The sequence below is a fragment of the Enterobacter cloacae genome (assembly GCF_011078175.1).
GTDB classification, from domain to species: domain Bacteria; phylum Pseudomonadota; class Gammaproteobacteria; order Enterobacterales; family Enterobacteriaceae; genus Enterobacter; species Enterobacter cloacae_Q.
In genome coordinates, this window is record NZ_JAALCJ010000006.1 from 1 (window position 1) to 21,607 (window position 21,607).

Consider the following 21,607-nt stretch of genomic DNA (forward strand, 5'->3'; position numbering starts at 1 on the left):
GAAATTTACGATCGATCTCGGTACGCCACTCACCAACGGGGAACAGATCACCGCCACCGCCACCGATCCGTCCGGCAATACCAGCCAGGGCGGTCAGGTTACGGCACCGGATCTCACCGCGCCGGATGCTCCCGCCAATCTGGCGGTCTCGCCTGACGGCAAAACCGTGACCGGGACGGCTGAGCCGGGCAGCACCGTTACCCTGAAGGATGCCGACGGCAACACCATCGGAACGGGCAAGGCGGGCAGCGACGGGAAATTCACGATCGATCTCGGTACGCCACTCACCAATGGGGAACAGATCACCGCCACCGCCACCGATCCGGCCGGCAATACCAGCCAGGGCGGTCAGATCACGGCACCGGATCTCACCGCGCCGGATGCCCCCGCCAATCTGGCGGTCTCGCCTGACGGCAAAACCGTAACCGGGACGGCTGAGCCGGGCAGCACCGTTACCCTGAAGGATGCCGACGGCAACACCATCGGAACGGGCAAGACGGGCAGCGACGGGAAATTCACGATCGATCTCGGTACGCCACTCACCAACGGGGAACAGATCACCGCCACCGCCACCGATCCGTCCGGCAATACCAGCCAGGGCGGTCAGGTCACGGCACCGGATCTCACCGCGCCGGATGCCCCCGCGATTGTCACCGTCAATGACAACGTGGGCACCGAAACAGGCCCACTGAGCAACGGCCAACGCACGGACGATGCCCGTCCGACGTTCAGCGGCATCAGTGAAGCTGGCACCGTCATTACCTTCTATGACAACGGGAAACCGATTGGCACCGCCACAGCCGATGCCACCGGCAAATGGAGCTTTACCCCGTCGACCAACCTGTCTGAAGGCAATCACGCCATTACTACCACCGCGACCGATGCCGCAGGCAATATCAGTCCGGCGTCCGCGGCGGTGTCCTTCGTGGTCGATACCGTCGCGCCTGGCGCGCCAGCGATCGTCAGCATCACCGATGATGTTGCGCCTGGCACCGGCACGCTCGGGAGTGGAAGCAGCACCAACGATCCGCGGCCACAGCTCACCGGCACGGCGGAAGCGGGATCGACGGTCACGATCTATGATAATGGCATTGCCATTGGCACAGCGGTTGTGGGCAGTAACGGTAGCTGGAGCTTTACACCGTCGGTGAACCTGAGCGAAGGCAGCCACCAGCTTACCGTGCGCGCCACCGACGTCGCCGGTAACACCGGCCCGGCCTCGCCGGTCTTTACCGTAACGGTAGATGTCACCGCGCCGCAAACGCCTTCAGGATTCATCATTAACGACGATACGGGCGGACTGAAAGGGCCGATCGGTGCCGGACAGTTTACCGATGCCTCAGAGCCGCGCCTGACGGGCAGAGGCGAACCGGGCAGCACGATCACGGTTTACGATAACGGCATTGTTATCGGCACTACCACCGTTCTGCCGAACGGCACCTGGAGCATCACGCCGACAGCTCCGCTGGCAGAAGGCGCACACTCTATTACCCTGCGGGAAACCGATGCGGCGGGCAACCAGAGCGGCCTGTCTCAGCCGATCAACTTTACCGTTGATCTTACTCCGCCGGCGATGCCGGTTGCGACGCTCAATTCCACAGGCACCCAGATCGTCGGTACCGCCGAACCGGGCAGTAACATTGTCATCACCAACAATGCCGGGCTGCAAATCGGCACAGCCACTGCCGACAGCAATGGCAACTATGTCGCCAACCTGAACCCTGCGCAAATCAATGGCGAGATCATCTCCGTGGTCGCCTCCGATGCCGCAGGCAACCAGAGTTCACCGGCGCTGGTTAACGCAGCGGATATCACCCCGCCTGCCGTACCGGGCAACCTGGTGGTGGCGGACGACGGGGCAAGCGTCAGCGGTACCGCCGAGCCAAATAGCACGATTATCATTAAAGCGCCGGACGGTACGATCATCGGCCAGGCCACCGCCGGTCCGGACGGCACCTTTACCATACCGATTTCGCCAGCCCAGACCAACGGCGAAGCCCTTGAAGTGACAGCCACCGACGGCAGCGGCAACACCAGTCCGTCTGGCTTTGCCGACGCGCCAGACAGTACGCCCCCGCTGGCACCGGAGAATGTGGTGATCTCTGCCGACGGTACGACGGTAACCGGCACTGCCGAGCCGGGCAGCACCGTCACCATCCGCGAAAATGGCGTGAAGGTCGGGGAAGCGGTCGCCGACGATCAGGGTAACTTCAGCGTTGACCTGATCCCGCCGAAAGCCAACGGCGAAGCCCTGACCGCCGATGCCACTGATACCGCCGGAAACACCGGACCAACAGCGCCGTTTGACGCACCGGACATCACCGCGGCACAAACCCCGGTCATCACGGGCGTAGTGGATGATGCGCCTGGCGTCACCGGGCCAGTCAGCCAGAACGGTCTTACCAACGACAGCACGCCAACCATCAACGGAACGGGCGAGCCAGGCACCACCATCACCCTCTACAGCGGTACTACCGAAATTGGCACCGCCGTCGTGTCGGCAAACGGCCAGTGGTCCATCACGCTGGAAACCGCGCTACCGGACGGCGGGCACGTGCTGACGGCGACGGCGGTTGATGCCAACAATAACCTCAGCGGGACATCCAACCCCTGGAGCATCACGGTGGATACCGCCGCGCCGGGCGCACCGGCCATTACGCAGGTCATTGATGACGTGCCTGGCCGCACGGGTGCGCTCGACTCCAATGAAACGACCAACGACACGCTCCCGACGCTGAACGGTACCGGCGAGCCGGGCTCCACCGTGACGATCCGCCTTGACGGACAGGATATTGGTACTGCCGTTGTAAACAGCGGTGGCGCATGGACCTTCACGCCCACCACCCCACTGGTGAACGGGCAGCATACGTTCACCGTCGTCGCGAGTGATGCAGCCGGTAACGCCAGCGCACCATCAGCTGGCTTTACCTTTATCGTCGATACCACCCCGCCCCCCGCGGCCACCCTTGACACTGTCTCCGATAACATTGGCCCTGTGCAGCTTCCGCTAAACAGCGGAGACACCACTGACGACACGCTGCCGCAGTTGCAGGGAACCGCACCGGAAGGCACCACCATCACTATCTATGACGGAACCACCCTGCTCGGCACGGCCGTGCTGGACGGTAACGGCGGCTGGAGCTTTACGCCAACCACGCCGCTGACGGAAGGCCCGCATTCACTGACGGTCCACGCGACGGACGATGCCGGTAACACCACTATCTCACCGCCGTTTGAACTGACGATCGACACGACCGCGCCTGCAACGCCGGATATTCCTGAGATCACCGTCAACCCGGACGGCGGCACGCCGGGGACAGCCCTGAACCCTGGGGAGACCACCCGGGATACCACGCCAACCCTGAGCGGCTCGGGCACGCCGGGGGATATCGTGAACATTTACGATGGCGCTACTAAAATTGGTGAAGCCGAGATCGATGGCGACGGTAACTGGAGCTGGACGCCAGATGATCCACTCCCTGACGGCACCTACGATCTCTCCCTGACGGTCACTAACCAGGACAGCGCCGGGAACGAAAGCGCGCCGTCCACGCCGGTGACCATTACCATTGATACCGACGCGCCTGCCCAACCGGGAACGCCGACGGTAACGGACAGCGTAAGCCAGATCACCGGCCCTGTGCTGGATGGTGAATCCACAAACGATCCGCGTCCGGTCCTGAGTGGCACCGGTACGCCGAATGACGTCATCACCCTCTATGACCAGGTGGGTACAGGCGAGCCGCAGGCCGTGGGCAGCGTTACGGTGGACGGTAACGGTAACTGGAGCTGGCGTCCTGAGAACAACATTGGCGAAGGGACGCACCTATACACGGCGACCGCCACCGATGAAGCCGGCAACGAATCTGTGCCATCCACGGGGATTTCGATAACGGTCGACACCCTCGCCCCTGATACCCCGGTTATCGGTGCCGTTGGTGGCGTGCAGAATGGCGAGTCCACCAACAACTCTACACCAGGCGTCGGCGGAACTGGCACAACCGGCGAGACGGTGATCATCTACAACAACGGCGTGGTAGTGGGTAGCGTTGAGGTCGTCAACGGTGAATGGTCCTTCACCCTGCCGACGCAAACCGACGGCCCACTGAACATCACCGTCGCGGCGGTGGACGAGGCCGGGAACGTTAGCCCGGTAAGCCCGGTCTTTACGGTGGAAGTTGATACGCAGGCACCAACCGTACCTCAAATTGACGCCGTCTCTGACAGCCAGCTGACCAACAGCGTGCTTTACACCCGCGACGGTACGCCAACCCTCACCGGGATTGGCGAGCCGGGTTCGAGCGTAACCGTTTCTGTTGATGGCGTCGCCTCGCCGGTGGTCGTGGAGGTTCAGCCGAACGGGACATGGTCCTGGACAGCCGACCCTGCGCTCACCGAGGGGCCGCATACCTTCTCGGTTACCGCGAGTGACGCGGCGGGGAATACCTCCGCCAGCTCCGGCGATCTCAGCGTGACGGTGGATACCCTGCCGCCTGCAACGCCAACCAATATCGACATCGCCGCGGAGGGCACCCCGCTGACCGGTACGGCAGATGACGGAACCACCGTGACGGTTCGCGATGCCAGCGGCAATGTCATCGGGACCGGGGTCGCGACGGGAGGCACCTTCTCCATTGCCCTCTCCCCGGCCCAGTTGGATGCCGCGACGCTGACGCTGATCGCCACTGACCCCGCAGGCAATGCCAGCCCGTCAACCACCTTTGACGTGCCGGACTCTCCGCTCGAGCTGCCTGCGGTACCGGTAATTACGGCGATCAACGATGACGCCGATCCCGTCACTGGCGATGTGAAAGATAAAACCACCAATGACGTCACGCCTACCCTTACCGGCACCGCCGATCCGGGCAGCGTGATCGCCATTTATCAGGATGGGGTGCTGGTTCCGCTGACGAACGTTGTTGCGGATGATAACGGCAACTGGAGCTACACGCCGCTGCTGCCGCTGACGGAAGGGCCACACACCTTCGCCGTGACCGCCACGAATATCGCCACCGGCGAGACCAGCGGGCAGTCGCCGATCGCGACCGTCACCGTCGACCTCACCGCCCCGACAGCGCCAGCCATCGGTGCGGTGACCGATGACGTGGGCCCGGTCATTGGCCCAATCGCAGACGGTCAGAGCACTAACGACAACCGTCCTACCCTGACCGGGACAGGCACGGCCGGGGACACCATTACGGTGTACAATAACGGCGATCCGCTGGGCACCGTTGTTGTCGGTCCGACAGGCACCTGGAGCTACACGCCGCCTGCGCTGGACGACGGCAGCCACACCCTGACGGTGACCGCCACCGACCCGGCAGGCAATGAGAGCACCCCGTCGGCCGGGATCACCATTGTGGTCGATACCGTCTCTACCACGCCGGTGATTACCAGCGTGACGGACAACGCAGGCAATGCTGCAACGCCTGTCCCAAGCGGCGATCCAACCAACGACACCACGCCAACCCTGACCGGTACCGCCGAGCCGAACAGCGTCGTCGCCATTTTTGATGGCGCCACGCAGATTGGTAGCGTGGCAGCAGACGGCACCGGCGCCTGGACATTTACCCCTGAAACCGCCCTCGGCGAAGGGACGCATGACTTTACCGTCAGAGCGACCGATCCGCTGGGTAACGTCAGCCAGCCGTCCGGCGTCTGGAGCGTCAATATCGATCTGACTGCGCCACAGGTGCCGACGATCGATACGGTCAGCGACAACGCTCCGGGAGGGATCACCGGCCCGCTTACCGCCGGGCAGGTCACCAATGACACCACGCCAACCCTGAGCGGCACCGGCCAGGCGGGCACCACCATTCACGTGCTGAATAACGGCGTGGAGATTGGTACTACCACGGTCGACGGCAGCGGTAACTGGACCTTTACGCCGGATCCGATCCTGACGGACGGGATCTATAACCTGCGCGTCAACGCCAGCGATGACGTTGGAAACGTTTCCGCCAACTCGCCAGTATTCGCCTTTACGGTGGATACCGCTGGCCCTGCGGCCCCGGTAGTGACTACGGTGATAGACGATGTGGGCCCGGGAACGGGAACCATTGCCAGCAACGGCGCCACGAACGATACCCGTCCAACCTTCAACGGTACGGGGGAAGTGGGCGCAACGGTACACGTTATTGTCGATGATGTGGAAATTGGCACGGCAGTCGTCAACGCCCAGGGTAACTGGACCTTCACGCCGACCACTGCGCTGGGTGAAGGGCCGCATACCATTACCTTCAACGCCACCGATGCCGCAGGCAATACCGGGGACACCTCACCACCGTTCAACCTGACGGTGGATACGTCGGTGCCCGTTGCGCCGATCTTTACGCCAGCCACCGATAATGTGGGTACCGTACTTGGCCCGGTCGCCTCGGGACAAAGCACAGACGACACCACGCCTACGCTGAACGGCACCGCGGCAGCCAACGCGACCATCACCATCTATGAGAATGGTCGGCAGGTAGGCACCGCCGTGGCTGATGCCAACGGCGTATGGAGCTTCACCACCGGCACGCTGGCAAACGGCAGCCACACCTGGACCGCCACGGCAACCGACGCCGCGGGCAACGTCAGCCCTGCTTCACCGGGCTTCACGCTGGTTGTGGATACAACTGTGCCTGCCGCGCCGGTTATCACCCAAGCGATTGACGATGTTGGCACCATCACCGGGGCGATTGGCTCCGGCCAGACCACCAACGATCCTCTCCCGCGTCTGGTGGGGACCAGCGAGCCGCTGGCCACCGTGAATATCTACGAGGGCACTACGCTGGTGGGCACCGGAACCGCCGATGCCAACGGCAACTGGACCATCGATATCACCGTTCCGCTGGGCACCGGACCGCACACCTTTACCGCAGAAGCAACCGATCAGGCGGGCAACACCAGCGCGCCGTCCGGCGACTTCAGCCTGACCATTGATACCACGCCGCCAGCGCTGCCGGTGCTGACCAGCATCACCGACGACGTCGGTAATGCTGCGACGCCTGTCGCCGACGGCGGATTAACCAATGATGCCCGACCAACGCTCACCGGTACGGCAGAGGCTGGCGCGACGGTAACCATCTTTGATAATGGCGTACAGATTGGCACCGTTGTGGCTACCGGCGGCGCGTGGAGCTTTACGCCGTCCACGCCGCTGGCTGACGGATCGCATAATCTGACCTTCTCCGCTACCGACGCCGTGGGTAACGCCAGCGCGCAGACCGGCGGTTACACCATCAACGTGGATGCCACCGCCCCTGTCGCACCGGCAATCACCTCGATTGTGGATGATGTGGGGACCGTCACCGGCCCAGTCACCGGTACCAACCCAACCAACGACACGCGCCCGACCTTAAACGGCACGGCGGAAGCCAATGCCACCGTACGTATTTACGACGGCACGACGCTGGTGGGAACCGTCACTGCCGATGCCAACGGCAACTGGACGCTGCCGCAAACCAGCACCACGCTGACGGAAGGCCCGCATAACTTCACCGCCACCGCCACCGACGCCGCGGGCAATACCAGCGCGCCATCGCCAATTATCACCATCAACGTGGACCTGACGCCGCCGCCAGCCCCAACCGGGCTGGCGGTGATCACCAACGGAACGCAGGTTACCGGTACGGCGGAAGCGGGAAGTACCGTCACCATCACCTCAAGCACCGGAACCGTTCTTGGAACGGCCGTTGCGGATGGCAGTGGAAACTTCAGCGCCACCCTCACCCCTCCACAGACGGGCGGAGAGTCACTGATTGTCTTTGCTACCGATAAGGCCGGTAATGCGGGTATCACCACTTCCGTTATTGCCCCGATCACGACGATCCCGAACGCGCCGGTTATCACCACCATCGACGATAACGTTGGGACGGTGACGGGTAACCTGACCAACGGGAAAACCACCGATGACACCACGCCAACCCTGACCGGCACGGCGCAGCCAAACGCGACCATCACCCTGTATAACAACGGGGTGTCGATGGGCACGGTCACCGCGAATGCCAGCGGCAACTGGAGCTTCACCACGCCGGTGCTAAGCGAAGGGCCGCATGCCTTCACCGCCACGGCGAGCAACGGCTCGGGCACCAGCCCGATTTCCACGTCGACCACCGTCATCGTGGATCTCACTGCGCCAACGGCTCCTGCCGGGACCTTCAACGCAGACGGCAGCGTACTGACCGGTAGCGCCGAAGCGGGCAGTACCGTTACCATCCGTCTGGTGGACAACTCAACGGTCACCGCCACGGCAGACAGCAACGGATCCTGGAGCTACACCTTCCTCAATAAACAGACGGAGGGTCAGACGCTGCAAATCACTGCCACCGATGCGGCAGGCAACGTCTCGTTGCCGGGTTCAGCCCTTGCGCCGGTGGTGCCGCTCTCTGCCAGCACCAACGTTGAAGAGCTGGCGCTAACGACCACCGCAACGGTGACCAACTCGCAGTACAGCGACTATGGTTTCCTGCTGGTGGGTGCGGTGGGTAACGTGCTGACCCTGCTCGGCGACGACGCCGCGCAGGTGGGCTTCACCGTCGGCAGCGGCGGCAGTGCAGATATTGTCGTGAACGCCAACGCCACGGGTGCCGTACTTTCACTGCTCAATACCCTTGAGCTTGTGGTACAACGCTTTGACGCCGCCAATAATACGTGGACCACCGTGGTCGATACCGGACAGCCGCAGTTCGCTGACCTGCTGACCCTCGGCGCGACGGGGGTGTCGCTGAACCTGACCGGTCTGGCGGATGGTCAGTATCGCGTCCTGAGCTACAACACGAACCTGCTGGCAACCGGCTCTTACACCAGCCTCGATGTGGCGGTTAGAGAGACCAGCGCAGGCACCGTGTCCGGCGAAACCAACGTGGTCGGAAACGTCATCACCGACGTGGATCCTACCGCAGGCAGCGACAATGCCCCGGCGGGCACCACCGTCACCGCGGTCACTAACGCCCAGGGCACCACCACCAGCGTCACGGCTGACGGCACGGTGATTCAGGGGCAGTACGGCACGCTGACCATCAACCTGGACGGCAGCTATACCTATAACCTGACCAACACCAGCGCCGCCGTCATTGGCCGCACGGAGAGCTTCACCTACACCATCACCCACAACGGCACCAGCGCCTCGGCAAATCTGGTCCTGTCGCTGGGCGAAGGCACCAGCAGCAGCGGTATTGTGGCCGTTGACGATACCGCCTCGCTGACCTTCGATACTACCGTGGAGGCGATCAACAACGGCACCTCGTCGCAGGGCGGCTTTACCCTGGTGGGGATCAACCTTGGCAATACGCTGGGGCTGAACCTCCTTGACGATCTGGCCAACCCGATCATCTATAACGTGGAAGAAGGTACCACCCGCACCATGACCGTTCAGGCGTCCGTAGGCGGCGTGGCGCTGGCCTCGGTATTCGACCTCTACATCTATAAATTCAACAATGCGACGCAGACCTTCGAGCAGATGCGCGTTGAACCAGGCTGGCTGCGCGCGCCGCTGCTGGGGGGCACCTCGCCGCAGCTGACGCTGAATCTGCCTGCCGGCGAGTACCTGTTCCTGCTCAATACGGCGGCGGGGATCACCGCGCTGACGGCCTACACGCTGAACGTCTTGCAGGATCACGTCTACAGCGTGGCAAGCGTGAGCGAGAGCACCACCGGGGATGTGCTGTCAGATGATATTGCGCCAGCGGGCACCGTGGTTTCAGACGTTAACGGCGTGGCGGTGAACAGCAGCGGCCTGACGGAGATCGCCGGTGAGTACGGTACGCTGCGGATCAACGCAGCCGGGGAGTACACCTACACCCTGGACAGCGGGGTCGGCGCGGACCATATCAGCACGCCGGATACCTTCGTCTACACCATCACCGCGCCTGACGGCTCGAAAGACACGGCATCGCTGAACATCACCCCAACCGCACGGCCAATGGATGCGGTAAACGATGTCAGCACCGCGATGGACGTAACGTCGGTTCACCATACGGCCGCCTATTCCGATACGACGGTCGGGTCGGCGAGCTGGAACGCCGCGCTGCTTGCCTCAACCCAGGGCAGCGGGAGCGGGACCTTCGTGGTGGATCCTAATACCGCGCTGCATAACGTGGTTCTGTCGTTTAACGTCGCCTCGCTGCTGACGCTTACCGGGTTAACGGTGGACTGGACGCTGTCCAACGGCGCAACTACCGTCAGAACCGGCTCGTTTAACGGTGGGTTACTGCTGGGCGGCACGGCGACCATCAACCTGACGGGTCTCGATCTGGAGGCGGGAACCTATACGCTGAGCTATACCGGCAGAATGGGGCCATTGGGGGTAGGAAATATCACCATCACCCCAAGCGTGACCGGCACCAGCTACTCGCTGTCGCAATTCGACGCGACGGGGACCCACACCGTTGACGGCAATATCTTCGACGGCACCAACTCCGCAGGGGCGATGGACCAGCTCCACTCGGTTGATACCCGCGTGAGCATTACCGGCTACGACGGCGTTACCACCACGCTCGATCCGTACTCCGGCAGCACGGTGTCAAACATCACGGGCCACTACGGGACGCTGGCGATTGCCGCTGACGGCAGTTACACCTATACCCTCAACCCGGGGATCTCGCTCTCTACCATTACCAGCAAGGAGGTCTTTAACTACACCCTGACCGATGCCAACGGTGTGAAAGATACCGCGTCGCTGACCATTGACATGGCGCCGAAATTTGTCAGTTCGGAGCATAACGACGTGATTAGCGGCACGGCCTACGGCGACACGCTGATTTATCAGGTGTTGAACAATACGGCGGGTAACGCCACCGCAGGTAACAGTACGGGCGACCACTGGACGAACTTCTCTCTGGCACAGGGAGACAAGATCGACATTGGCGATCTGTTGGTGGGGTGGAACGGTAGCGCGTCGACGCTGGGGAACTATGTCTCTGTTTCACAAAGCGGTAACAATACTGTGATCTCCATCGACCGTGACGGCACGGGAGCCGCCTACACTAAATCTACGCTCGTTACGCTGGACAATGTTCAGACCACCTACGACGAGCTTGTAAACCAGCAACACATCATTACCTGATAGCACCTGCAAGAAATGACCCGGGCGCGGACAGCGCCCGGGCATAAACAAAAAAGCAGTACTTTTTTATTAGGGACAAGACATGGGAAAGAAGATGCCTTACTGGTGGCTTTCGTGCTGCCTGATATCTGTGCCCGCTATCGCGGCAAACCCTGCGGCGATGATTAATACCGGACAATTACGCGAAACGCAGGAACTCCCCTCGTTAAACGGTCGCGTGGCGCCCGTTGCCGGCAAGGCTGCCCCCGGCACGCTTCAGCTGGCTGAAGCCGTTAACCGCGCCGTGACCTGGCACCCGGCCATCAGTGAAGCCGTCGGCAAACTCTATCAGCAGAGTGAAAACGTGGACGTCGCCAAATCGAAATATTACCCACAAATCAACGCTGGCATGGATAACGGCTATACCCACGACGGCGACGATAACGGCTTTACCCCCTCGCTGGTACTTTCCCTTTCGCAGATGCTCTATGACTTTGGCAAAGTCGCCAGCCAGGTGCGCGCTGAAAACGCGGGCGTCGCCCAGCAGCAGGCCAACGTGCTGGTAAGCATCGACACCATCGCCCACGATACCGCCATCGCCATGGTACAGGTGCAAACCTGGCAGCAGATGGTCGAGACGGCCAAAGAACAGCTGGATGCCCTGACCTCCATCGGCTCGCTGACGAAACAACGTAATGATGAAGGCGCCACGTCGCTCTCTGACGTGGTGCAGACCGACGCCCGTATCGAAGGGGCGCGCGCGCAGCTGATGCAGTATCAGGCCAGCCTCGACAGCTCGCGCGCTACGCTGATGAGCCTGCTGGGCTGGGACAGCCTGAACGCGGTCAGCAATGACTTTCCGCAAAGCCTGGCCCGCAGCTGCGACATCGCCGAGCCGGACGATCGTCTGGTGCCCTCGGTGTTAGCCGCCTGGGCGCAGGCCAACGTCGCGCAGGCTAACCTTGACTACGCCAACGCGCAAATGACCCCGACCGTCTCGCTGGAGCCGGAGGTTCGCCACTATCTGAACGACCGCTACGCCGGCAACGAAACGCGGGACCGCACCCAGTACTCCGCGTGGGTAAAGGTGCAGATGCCGCTCTATCAGGGCGGCGGCCTCACCGCCCGGCGTAACGCCGCCGGACACGCGGTGGAATCCGCCCAGTCCACCATTCAGCGCACCCGTCTTGAGGTGCGGCAAAAGCTGCTGGAGGCGCGCAGCCAGGTGATGAGCCTGATGAGCACGCTTCAGATCCAGGGCCGTCAGGAAGCGCTCAGCGCCCGCACCCGCGAACTGTATCAGCAGCAGTATCTCGATCTCGGTTCCCGCCCGCTGCTCGACGTCCTTAACGCCGAGCAGGAGGTATATCAGGCGCGCTTTACCCAGCAGCAAACCGCCGGACAGCTGCATCAGCTTCAGCTGAATTGCCTCTACCAAACCGGGCGCCTGCGTCACGCGTTCGATCTTGAAAACCGCACCATCCAGACCGTGGAGATCCAGCCATGAAGCAACGCGATATCCCGCAGGGTGAAAACATGACGGATGAGGCGCTGGAGCAGTGGGCGCAGGCGTTTGGCTACGTGGCGACGCGCTATCGCGTTGCCTGCTCGCCAGGCTCGCTCGTCGCGGGCGCGCCGTGGCTGAAAGGCAAACCGATGGTGCCCGCGCTTACCCAGCTCGCCCGTGAAGCCGGGCTGACTTTCCAGCTGCTGACGGCCGATCAGCAGTCCATCAACAGCTGGCGTCTGCCGGTGGTGGTGGAGCTGAACGACGGCAAAATCGGCGTCATCGACAATTTCGACGGTGAGGATACGCTGGAGGTCAGCTTTTTCGACGACAACACGCACACCAACCGCCTGTCGATGAACGCGATGCTGCCCGCCATCCGCCACGTCATTGCCCTGCGTCCGCTGGCGGCGCTGAAGGACAGCCGCGTGGATGCCTATATCTCAAAATATCGCCCGGACTGGCTCTACCGGCTGGTGATGCGCGACCTGCGCCCTTACAGCTGGGTCATGTTGGCCGCGCTGTTTATCAACGTGCTCTCCCTTTCCGGCATCGTCTTTTCCATGCAGGTGTATGACCGGGTGATCCCCGCTCAGTCCTATCCGACGCTCTACGTGCTGACCATTGGGGTGCTGATCGCCACGCTGTTTGGCTTTGTGCTGCGCGTGGCGCGCGGACACATTATGGATCTGCTGGGTAAACGCTCGGATCTGCGCGTCTCGGATCGGGTATTTGGCCACGCGCTGCGGCTGCGCCACAGCGCCATTCCGCGATCCACCGGCAGCTTTATCTCCCAGCTGCGCGAGCTGGAGCAGATCCGCGAGATGGTCACCTCCTCTACCATTTCCACCATCGTCGATCTGCCGTTCTTTATCCTGTTTGTGATTGTGCTGGCGATCATCGCCCCGCAGCTGGCGTGGATCGCTCCGGTGGCGGCAGTGATCATGGTTCTGCCTGGCCTGCTGCTGCAAAAAAAGCTGGCGGAACTGGCGAAGCAGTCGGCGCATGAATCCACCCTGCGCAACGCGGTGCTGGTGGAGAGCGTGCAGGGGCTGGAGGACATTAAGCTGATGCAGGCGGAGAACCGCTTTTTGCAGCAGTGGAACAGCTATATCCAGATCACCGCCGAATCCGGCCTGCGCACCCGCGAGCTGACCCAGAACCTGATCAGCTGGGGGATGACGATTCAGAGCCTGGTCTACGCCGGGGTGATCGTGGTGGGCGCACCGATGGTGATCGACGGCACCTTAACTACCGGTTCAGTGGTGGCCGCCTCGATGCTTGCCTCCCGAATGATCGCCCCAATGGCGACGCTGTGCGGCGTGCTGGCCCGCTGGCAGCAGGTTAAGGCGGCCAAAGAGGGGCTGGACAGTATTATGCAGCTGCCGACCGAGAATCAGCGCGAAGAGACGCCGATCCGCCAGGACGTGCTGCGCGGACATTACCTGTTCGAGCAGGCCCAGTTCCGCTATCACCCGGAAGATCCGCGCATGGCGCTGCGCATTAACCGTCTGGAGATCAAAGCGGGCGAGAAAGTGGCGATCCTCGGGCGCAACGGCGCGGGCAAGTCAACCCTGTTGCAGGCGATGGCGGGCGGGATGGATCTGGCGGGCGGTGAGCTACGGCTCGATAACCTCAGCCTGCCGCATCTGGACGTGGCTGACGTGCGGCGAAACGTCGGCTTTATGACCCAGAACGCCCGGCTGTTTTACGGCACCCTGCGCGAGAACATCACGCTCGGCATGCCGCGCGCCACCGATGAAGAGATCGTCGAGGTGCTGGAGATGTGCGGCGCGGCCAGCTTCGTGCAGAAGCTGCCGAAGGGGCTGGATTACCCGATTATGGAGAACGGCGTCGGGCTTTCCGGCGGGCAGCGGCAGTCTATTCTGCTGGCCCGGATGCTGCTGCGCGACCCGAATATCGTGCTGATGGACGAACCGACCGCTTCCCTTGATGAGCATACCGAGCGCGAATTTATTCAACGTCTCGGGGCGTGGCTTGGCAACCGCACGCTGGTGGTTGCTACCCACCGCGTGCCGGTGCTGGAGCTGGTGGAGCGCGTGGTGGTGCTTAAAGATGGCATGCTGGTCATGGACGCGCCAAAAGCCCAGGCGCTGAACAACAGCCGTATGCAGCAACAGCAGCAGGCAACCGGACGGGAGTGGAAAAATGAAAATCAGTCAGCGTGACGTTGCCGCAGTAGAAGATCTGGATAACGCCCTCGACTCCGAAAGCGGTTATACCGGCGCCCGGCGCATTGTGTTCTTTTCCCTGTTGATGTTTGTGGTGCTCGGCATCTGGGCGTGGTTCGGAGTGCTGGACGAAGTCTCAACCGGAACCGGGAAAGTAATCCCCAGCTCGCGCGAGCAGGTGTTGCAGTCGCTGGATGGGGGGATCCTCACCGAGCTAAACGTGCACGAAGGGGATCAGGTGCAGGCCGGACAGGTGCTGGCGCGGCTTGATCCTACCCGCTCGGAATCCAACGTCGGCGAAAGCGCGGCGCGTTACCGCGCGTCGCTGGCCTCCAGCGCGCGTCTGTATGCCGAGGTGAACGATCTGCCGCTCAAATTCCCGCCGTCACTGGCGAAATGGACCGACCTGACCGCCGCTGAAACGCGGCTCTACAACTCGCGCCGCGCCCAGCTGGAGGATACCCAGCGGGAGTTACGCGCCGCATTAGATCTCGCGAACAAAGAGCTGGCGATCACCCAGAGGCTGGTGAAAACCGGGGCTGCCAGCCACGTGGAAGTGCTGCGCCTGCAACGGCAGAAAAGCGACCTGGAGCTGAAGCTCACCGACGTACGTTCCCAGTATTACGTGCAGGCCCGTGAAGCGCTGTCGAAGGCCAACGCCGAGGTGGATATGGTGTCAGCGATCCTGAAAGGCCGCGAGGATTCCGTTACCCGTCTGACGGTGAAGTCTCCGGTGCGCGGGATCGTGAAAAACATCAAAGTGACGACGATTGGCGGTGTGATCCCGCCCAACGGCGAGCTGATGGAAATTGTGCCGGTGGACGATCATCTGCTGATTGAAACCCGCCTCTCGCCGCGGGATATCGCCTTTATCCATCCTAATCAGGAGGCGCTGGTGAAAATCACTGCCTACGATTACGCGATTTACGGTGGGCTGCACGGGGTGGTGGAGACCATTTCGCCGGACACCATTCAGGACGAAGCGAAGCCGGAGGTGTTCTATTACCGGGTGTTTATCCGCACCAGCCAGGATTATCTGGTGAATAAGGCGGGCAGGCACTTCTCAATTGTGCCGGGAATGATTGCGACGGTGGATATTAAGACCGGAGAGAAAACGGTGCTGGATTACCTGATCAAACCGTTTAACCGGGCGAAGGAGGCGCTGAGGGAGCGATAGTCAAACGCCGGGTGGCGGCTGCGCCTTACCCGGCCTACATTCTCGCAGGCCCGCGCAAGCGCAGCGCCGCCGGGCATTAATCCGCACGCAAGACGTGGAATCCGCCTCGAAGAATTAACCTTTAGTCATGAATCACACTTCCCTTCAGCCATGACCAGGGTAATATGGCTCGCAGACAAAACGCACTTGCGCACAGTGCAGGAGTGCATTACTATCCACTCAGCTTCAAGGACTGGAGCTTACCAGCATTATGATTAATCATTTTCGGGATCAATGGCTTGAGGATTTTTTTCTCTACGGGAGATCGAGCAATGTTATTCCTTTGAATCTGGAAACAGCGCTTGCAAGAAAGCTCGACATCCTCAATGCGGCCATGTCGCACCTGGATTTACGATCGCCACCGGGCAATATGTATGAAGCATTGCGTCCTCCGTTGAAGGGATATTCCTCTATCCGGGTAAACAGACACTACAGGCTTGTATTTCGCTGGTCAGAGGGAAAAGCAGACGATCTCTATCTCTCTCCACACAAGTACACGCAACACAAGTGAGGCATCACCTATGACACTTCAACAGGCACTCCGCAAACCCACCACGCCGGGCGAGGTGTTGCAGTATGAGTATCTCGAACCGCTCAATCTGAAAATCAACGATCTGGCAGAGATGCTAAATGTACACCGCAATACCGTAAGCGCGTTGGTCAATAACAATCGCAAACTTACTGCCGATATGGCGATCAAACTGGCAAAAGCCCTTAATACCACTATTGAATTTTGGCTGAACTTACAGCTAAACGTTGATATCTGGGAAGCGCAATCTAACTCCCGCACGCAGGAGGAGTTAAGCCGGATAAAAACCGTTGCGGAAGTCATGGCGAAGCGAAAATCCGGCAAGCCAGACGTTACCCCGCACGGGAACAGCGCATAACGGCATCTGCCATTATGCGCATCCTGTTACAGGGAAATTTTGAGGCGTCGTACCGCCTCTTTAAGCTGCTCATCCGTTGGGGTCACGAATGACATACGCAGCGTGGTCTGGTCCGGTTCGTTGCAGTAGAAAAACTCACCCGGTACAAACACCACGCCGTTGCTCAACGTTTTTTCCAGCCAGCGGGTGGTGTTCATGCCGTTGTTCATTTTCGCCCACAGGAACATGCCGCCCTTCGGCTTGTGGAACGACATCACATCGCCCAGTTCGGCCTCCAGCTCAGTTGCGAACGTCTGGTATTTCTGGCGATAGGCTTCGCGGATCATCTTAATCTGCCCTGCCAGACGGCCGGTTTTCAGATACTCGTACGTCATCAGCTGCGACAGCGTGCTGGTATGCAGATCGGTGGTTTGCTTGAGGTTCACCACCGCGCGCTTCAGCCACTCGGGGACCAGCACCCAGCCCACGCGGGTTCCCGGCGCGAGGATTTTAGAGAAGGTGGAGGTATACACCACGTTCTCTTCATTGCCGATATCTTTGGCATGGGCAATCAGCGGACGGAAAACGTCGTCGGTGTAGTTAATTTCGCTGTACGGGTCGTCTTCGATAATCACGAAATCATAGCGCTTCGAGAGTTCCACCAGCTGTTTACGGCGCGCTTCGGAAAGCGTCACGCCGCCGGGGTTACCAAAGGTTGGCACGATATAAACCGCTTTGATGGCTTTTGTTGCCACCAGCGCTTCAAGTTCATCGACCTTCATGCCGTCGCCGTCGGTGCCGACGGATTCAAAATTCGCCTGCGCCAGACCAAAGACCTGCAACGCGGCGAGGTAGGTTGGACGCTCGACAACGACCGTATCGCCCGGGTTAATTAATGCCCGCGCCAGCACGTCGAGAGACTGTTGTGAACCGGACGTCACCACCACATCATCAGCTTTACAGGCGATGCCGCGCCCCTCACAGATGCGTTGGATCGCTTCGCGCAGCCCCGGCACGCCTTCCGTCAGGCCGTACTGGAACGCTTCGCCGAAATGCTGCGATAAGACGGCATCGGCGGCAATTTTAAGCCCTTCGTGATCGAACAGCTCGGGATTAGGAATACCCCCGCCCAGCGAAATCACGCCTGCCATTTTGCTATGTTTTAATAATTCACGAATGGCAGAGGATTGCAGACCCTGCGCGCTGCTGGCGAGTTTGTTTGCAGACATTTTTTGCTTACCTTCTTTTTTTATATTGTGCCCAATCTTAGCAGAATATGAGCAATAAATTCCGTTAGCTTAGGAAGCGGACGCAAATCCTGACGCCACAACAAATGCACCGGTCTGGGTGCGGGGGTGAACGGCTCCAGCACCCGTATCAGCCTGCCGCTCGCCAGCTCTTCCGCCACCAGCACTTCCGGTTGCAGCAGGAGTCCCGCCCCGGCTCGCGCCGCCATGCGTAAGCCGTAGCCGTCATTGCATCGTAAGACGGCATCACGCTTCCAGCGCACCTCCCCTTCCACGCCCGGCAGCCGCCACTCGTTACGCGCGGTCCATACCGTGTGCGACAGGCACAGATGATCCACCAGATCGGCAGGCGACTGCGGCGTGCCGTATCGCGCCAGATAATCCGGCGCGGCGCAGATCACCATGTTGTAGGGGCACAGGTATTTCGCCACCAGATCCTCATGACGGATCTCACCGATGCGTATGGCCAGATCGACCCCTTCCTCTACCAGATCCACCATTCGGTTGGTGAGATCCAGTTCGATGCGCACTTCCGGGTAACGCTGCAAAAACGTGGCCGTCAGAGGCGCGATAACGCAGCCGCCAAACGAGGTGGGCGCCGTCACGCGCAGAGTGCCGGCGGGCGTGGCGCGCAGACGTTCAACCGCGTTTTCAGCAATCGAAACCTGCTCCAGCACGCGCCTGGCCTCTTCGAAATAAACGCGTCCGGCATCCGTCAGGCTCTGGCGACGGGTATTGCGCTCCAGCAGCCGCGTGCCGAGCTGCGATTCCAGCAGCGCGATATACTTCCCGACCATCACCGCCGACATCTCCAGCCGGGCAGCCGCGCCGGTAAAGCTGCCGCTTTCCACAACCGCAATGAACGTCTCCATGCCGCGAAGCTTATCCATATTCCGAACCTCTGGTTAGTAATCCTTTAACGTTAGCCCAGTTTATCTGACTTTTTATTTATTAAAGAATGAAGGCTCACAACATAAGGAGTCGGCTATGAAAATCGTCATTATTGGTGCCAGCGGTACGGTCGGTCGTGCAGTCACAGAAGAGCTGAGTCGTCGCCACGAGGTGATCCGCGTGGGTCGCACGCAGGGCGACCATCAGGTGGATATCACCTCACAGGCGAGCGTCCAGGCACTGTTTGAAAAAATCGGCCCGGTGGATGCAATCGTCTCCGCCAGCGGTGGGCTGCACTTCGGCCCGCTCGCGACCATGAAGGACAGCGACTTTAACCAGGGCTTGCAGGATAAGCTGCTGGGGCAGGTGCGCCTGGCGCTGACCGGACAGCACTACCTGAATGAAGGCGGCTCGATTACGCTGATAAGCGGCATTGTGGCGCACGAGCCTATTGCGCAGGGGGTGAATGCCACCACGGTCAATGCCGCGCTGGAAGGGTTTGTCCGCGCGGCAGCGTGTGAACTGCCGCGCGGGATCCGCATCAACCTGATCAGCCCAACGGTGCTGACGGAATCCGCCGAAGCGTATGACGGGTTCTTCCCTGGCTTTGAAAGCGTTCCCGCCGCGACCGTGGCGCAGGCCTACCGCCGCAGCGTGGAAGGGGTGCAGAGCGGGCGGGTGTTTAAGGTAGGTTACTGAGCCTTACGGGCGGCGATCAGCACCCGCATCGGGCGCTGTGCTTCTTCGGCCAGCGCGGGCCAGGCCTCAAGCAGGCCTCGCCCGTTGACAACGTATCCGTCTGATAAATCAGAGCCTGCGCCGGATTTTCTCCACCATGGCGGTGGTCGAAATCCCGTAGCGGTCGTGCAGGGTGGGCAGCGCGCCTGCGTCAAGGAATGCGTCCGGCAGTGCGACGGTATCGAATTCCACGTTCACGCGGTTGCGCATTAATAGCGACGCGACGGTTTCACACAGCCCGCCCACGCTGCTGTGGTTTTCCGCCACAATCACCAGCCGTCCCGGCTTCGCGGCCTGCGCCAGGATCGTCTTTTCGTCAAGCGGCTTAATGGTGGGCGAGTGCAGCACCGCCACGCTGATGTTATCTTTACGCAGTTGTTTCGCCGCCTCCAGCGCACGCATGGTCATCAGCCCTGAGGCGATAATCAGAACGTCGCTCCCCTCCTCCAGCAGCGCGGCTTTGCCAATCCTGAACCGGTAGTCGTACTGGTCCAGCACCACCGGCACCTTGCCGCGCAGCAGGCGCATATAGACCGGGCCATCGTGCGCAGCCATCGCCGGTACCGCCTGTTCGGTGTCTATCGCATCACAGGGATCGATAATCGTCATCCCCGGAATACCGCGCATAATGGCAATATCTTCCGTTGCCTGGTGGCTCGGCCCGTAGCCGGTGGTAAGCCCCGGCAGCGCCGCGCAGATCTTCACGTTGAGATGCTCCTCAGCAATCACCTGATGGATAAAATCGTAGGCGCGGCGGGTAGCGAAGACGGCATAGGTAGTGGCGAAAGGAATAAAGCCCTCTTTTGCCATGCCGCCCGCGGCCCCCATCAACAGCTGCTCCGCCATGCCCATCTGGAAGAAACGTTCCGGGTACGCCTGGGCAAAGATATGCAGATCGGTGTACTTCGACAGATCCGCCGTCATGCCGACAACCTCCGGACGCTGTTCCGCCAGCTTAACCAGCGCGTGGCCGAACGGTGCGGCGCGCGTCGCCTGGCCCTCTTCCGCGATAGAGGCAATCATGGCCGACGTGGTTAAACGCGGTTTTTTCTCCGTGGTCTGGCTCATTACAGCACTCCTTCAGGTTTGTTCGCGTCCAGCACAGCGAGCGCCTTTTGCCACTCGTCAGCATCCACGCGAATAAAATGGTTCTTGTCACGCTGTTCGAGGAACGGCACGCCCTTGCCCATCAGCGTGTCGCACAAAATCACGCGCGGCTGGTTTTCCGGATAGCGTTTGGCGTTATCAAACGCCGTCACCACCGCAGAAACATCGTTGCCGTTTACGCGCTGCACGTACCAGCCGAAGGAGGTCCATTTATCCTCCAGCGGCTCAAAGCCGAGGATCGTGTGCGAATTACCGTCCGCCTGCTGGCGGTTAATATCCACCAGCACGATCAGGTTCGACAGCCCATGGTGCGCAGCCGACATCGCCGCCTCCCAGGTTGAACCTTCATCCAGTTCGCCGTCCGACATTGAGTTGACAACCCACGCCGTGCTCTGCTTGCGCTTCAGCCCCAGCGCCATGCCGACCCCAATGCTTAAACCCTGCCCCAGCGAACCGCCGGAGATCTCCATGCCCGGCGTGTAGGTTGCCATGCCGGACATCGGCAGGCGGCTGTCGTCCGCACCGTAGGTCTCCAGCTCCTCCTCAGGAACGATCCCCGCTTCAATCAGCGCCGCATAGCAGGCAATGGCGTAATGGCCGTGGGAGAGCAGAAAACGGTCGCGCGCTTCCCACTCCGGCTCGCCCGGTTTGAGGTTCATCCCGTGGGCAAACGCGGTGGCCAGCACGTCGGCATAGCCCAGCGCCTGCCCGATGTAGCCCTGCCCCTGCACTTCACCCATTCGCAGGGCGTAGCGGCGAATGCGCCAGGCCGCCGCGGCAACCTGTTGAACTGTGGTATCCGTCATCTTCGGGCTCC

General features: G+C 61.1%; 11 protein-coding genes. 7 read left to right on the top strand and 4 right to left on the bottom strand.

The window, feature by feature from the left end; translation table 11 throughout:
- The 6 genes from G6Q29_RS13880 to G6Q29_RS13905 form a co-directional block, all read left to right on the top strand.
- Window positions 1-11,047 (top strand): BapA/Bap/LapF family large adhesin (locus G6Q29_RS13880; protein WP_165470169.1); only part of this gene is annotated, 11,047 nt, incomplete at its 5' end.
- Between the two features lie 82 nt (window positions 11,048-11,129).
- Window positions 11,130-12,533, top strand: coding sequence for a TolC family outer membrane protein (locus G6Q29_RS13885; RefSeq protein WP_165466077.1), 1,404 nt, complete (start codon window positions 11,130-11,132; stop codon window positions 12,531-12,533).
- On the top strand, window positions 12,530-14,722 hold the full coding sequence (locus G6Q29_RS13890; RefSeq protein WP_165466078.1) for a type I secretion system permease/ATPase: 2,193 nt from the start codon (window positions 12,530-12,532) through the stop codon (window positions 14,720-14,722). Before G6Q29_RS13885 ends, G6Q29_RS13890 begins: the two co-directional genes overlap by 4 nt.
- A complete protein-coding gene (locus G6Q29_RS13895; RefSeq protein WP_165466079.1) occupies window positions 14,703-15,902 on the top strand; it encodes an HlyD family efflux transporter periplasmic adaptor subunit in 1,200 nt (399 codons plus the stop codon). The genes G6Q29_RS13890 and G6Q29_RS13895 overlap by 20 nt, the downstream gene beginning before the upstream one ends.
- A gap of 250 nt (window positions 15,903-16,152) precedes the next feature.
- Entirely contained in the window at window positions 16,153-16,452 is a 300-nt protein-coding gene (locus G6Q29_RS13900; protein WP_165466080.1) for a type II toxin-antitoxin system RelE/ParE family toxin, read from the top strand.
- A gap of 10 nt (window positions 16,453-16,462) precedes the next feature.
- Window positions 16,463-16,828: a HigA family addiction module antitoxin gene (locus G6Q29_RS13905; RefSeq protein WP_165466081.1), complete on the top strand. Its 366-nt coding sequence runs from the start codon at window positions 16,463-16,465 to the stop codon at window positions 16,826-16,828.
- A 26-nt stretch (window positions 16,829-16,854) separates the two neighbouring features.
- On the opposite strand, the gene G6Q29_RS13910 is transcribed toward G6Q29_RS13905, so the two are convergent.
- Window positions 16,855-18,036: a PLP-dependent aminotransferase family protein gene (locus G6Q29_RS13910; protein WP_165466082.1), complete on the bottom strand. Its 1,182-nt coding sequence runs from the start codon at window positions 18,034-18,036 to the stop codon at window positions 16,855-16,857.
- A 20-nt stretch (window positions 18,037-18,056) separates the two neighbouring features.
- Complete coding sequence (locus tag G6Q29_RS13915) at window positions 18,057-18,944, bottom strand: LysR substrate-binding domain-containing protein (protein WP_165466083.1); 888 nt, start codon at window positions 18,942-18,944, stop codon at window positions 18,057-18,059.
- 97 nt (window positions 18,945-19,041) lie between these two features.
- Here G6Q29_RS13915 and G6Q29_RS13920 point away from each other — a divergent pair, with 97 nt between their 5' ends.
- Window positions 19,042-19,644, top strand: coding sequence for a short chain dehydrogenase (locus G6Q29_RS13920; RefSeq protein ID WP_165466084.1), 603 nt, complete (start codon window positions 19,042-19,044; stop codon window positions 19,642-19,644).
- A 108-nt stretch (window positions 19,645-19,752) separates the two neighbouring features.
- On the opposite strand, the gene G6Q29_RS13925 is transcribed toward G6Q29_RS13920, so the two are convergent.
- Window positions 19,753-20,751 (bottom strand): transketolase family protein, encoded by a 999-nt coding sequence (locus G6Q29_RS13925; RefSeq protein WP_165466085.1) that lies wholly within the window; start codon window positions 20,749-20,751, stop codon window positions 19,753-19,755.
- Window positions 20,751-21,596 (bottom strand): transketolase, encoded by an 846-nt coding sequence (locus tag G6Q29_RS13930; protein ID WP_165466086.1) that lies wholly within the window; start codon window positions 21,594-21,596, stop codon window positions 20,751-20,753. The genes G6Q29_RS13925 and G6Q29_RS13930 overlap by 1 nt, the downstream gene beginning before the upstream one ends.
- Window positions 21,597-21,607 lie beyond the last annotated feature (11 nt).